Source organism: Mycobacterium sp. (assembly GCF_050701675.1).
Taxonomy (GTDB): domain Bacteria; phylum Actinomycetota; class Actinomycetes; order Mycobacteriales; family Mycobacteriaceae; genus Mycobacterium.
On the sequence record NZ_JBOGDD010000971.1, the window covers coordinates 1 to 2,022 of the forward strand.

2 protein-coding genes are annotated in these 2,022 nt (G+C 66.0%); both read right to left on the reverse strand.

Annotated features, from left to right (window positions below):
• On the reverse strand, positions 1–1,117 hold a 1,117-nt coding region (locus ACRDUX_RS29330; RefSeq protein ID WP_526419091.1), incomplete at its 3' end, for an FAD-dependent oxidoreductase.
• A 44-nt stretch (positions 1,118–1,161) separates the two neighbouring features.
• Positions 1,162–2,022 (reverse strand): quinone-dependent dihydroorotate dehydrogenase (locus tag ACRDUX_RS29335; protein ID WP_526419093.1); only part of this gene is annotated, 861 nt, incomplete at its 5' end.

A 2,022-nucleotide genomic window follows, 5' to 3' on the forward strand; every position in this document is an offset into this window, starting at 1 on the left:
AGACCACTGCGCCACTGGCGGAGACGTAGGGCTCGTACGGGTGACGGTTGCCGTCGATACCGAGATAGCCGGTGCAGTTCACGATCCAGCAACCCGGTTCGACCGTCTTCGTCGAGCCGCTGCGGAACACCAACTCGGTCGCGCCGTTGCGGTCGACGGCATCGACGAAGTAATCCATCACGACGTCATTGAGCCCCGCACGGATCGTGGTGTTCTCGGCCTTGGACAGCACACCGGCAACGAAGTTCGCTGCATCGGGCATGAGGTAGGTGCCGTACTTAGACCGAAACCATTGCTGGACCTCGGCCTCGTTGGTCCCGTCGAATCGACGGCTCATTTGAGCGCCCATGTCGATGGTGAGCGTGCCTGCCCACCACCGCCTCGACCCGGTGGGGAACATCTGGTCGCGCGTCGAGAAGAACGTTCCGCGACCGGCCACCAGGTTCACTTCGCGGCCGGGGCAATCCGTGATGAGTGCGTACGCGGTGTCCATTGCGGTCTTGCCGCCGCCGATGATCCAGACCGGAGTATCGCTGGATCGCATGTCACCCGACCGGACGTCGCAGTAATCGGGTGAGACCGACCGGATACCAGTGCTGGAGATCGCGAGTGGGTCGTTGGGCGTGACGCGAAGGCCATATGCCTTGATCAGGCGCTTCGCCTCGATCACCACCGCCTGGCCAGCTGAGGATCTGCAGGTGACGCGCACGATCCCGTCGGCTTCGTGGCTCGATTCATCGGCCGACTCGAAGGTCCAACCGAAGTACTCGTCAACCCGTACTCGCTCCTTGATCACGCTGAGGCAGTGTTCGAAGTGGTCGAGCACCTCGGCCTTCGTCGCCAGGTGGTCAGGGGGCTTGCCGAGAGTCCACTCGATGTTCCCTGCGGTGAACATCGGGTGCGGTTGGTGCAGGCGCACGTAGGAGTACGTGTCCACCCACATGCCGCCGACGCGGGCGCGACGGTCGACCAGGATCACCCGTTGATTCCTGGACAGGTAGCGGCTGGCGACGAACAGCGCGTTGAGTCCGGCGATACCGGCTCCGACGATGCAGACGTCGCAGCGCTGCACTGTGCCGTCTGGCGCCGTGACGGACGATGTTTGAAATGCGGACATCGGCGGACCCCCTGGCTAGATCGTATCGCCAGATAGGACGTCAGCTAGTGCGCTTCTGATCCGACCGCATCCGCGAGCGAGGCGAACCCGCCCTCGTGGAGGCGCCGGGCCAGGCCGTCGTGAATGTGCTTGGCCCACAACCCGCCGCCGTAGACGAATCCGGTGTAGCCCTGCAGCAGCGACGCCCCTGCGGTGATGCGCTCCCACGCGTCGTCGGCCGTCTCGATGCCTCCGGCACTGACCAGTACGAGGCGGTCGCCGACCCGTCGGTAGAGCCGGCGCAGCACCTCGGCGGATCGCCGAGCGACGGGCGGACCGGACACGCCTCCTGCGCCCAAACCGGCGACGCCTGGCGCCGCGAGACCGTCGCGCGAGACCGTGGTGTTGGTGGCGACGATGCCTGCCAACCCCAGTTCGACCGCGAGGTCGGCGATCTCGTCGACGTCCGAATCGGACAGGTCGGGTGCGATCTTCACCAGCACCGGTGTCGCGGTCTGCGCCATGACGGCGGCCAGGATCGGGCGTAGCGACTCGACGGCCTGCAGGTCGCGCAGCCCTGGAGTGTTCGGCGAGCTGACGTTGACCACCAGGAAGGCCGCCAGCGGACCCAGAAGGCGGGCACTCTCGGTGTAGTCGTCCTTCGCGCCTTCGGGTGGTGTGGTCTTCGTCTTGCCGATGTTGGCGCCGATGGGAACGTCGGAGGTGTGCCGGCTCAAGCGCATTGCCAGCTCACCCGCCCCGTGATTGTTGAAGCCCATCCGGTTGAGCAGCGCGCGGTCCTCGGGCAGCCGGAACATTCGCGGTTGCGAATTGCCCGGCTGGGCACGGGCCGTCACGGTGCCCACCTCGGCGTAGCCGAAACCCAGTGCGCCCCACGTCTTCAGGCCGGAGCCGTCCTTGTCGAA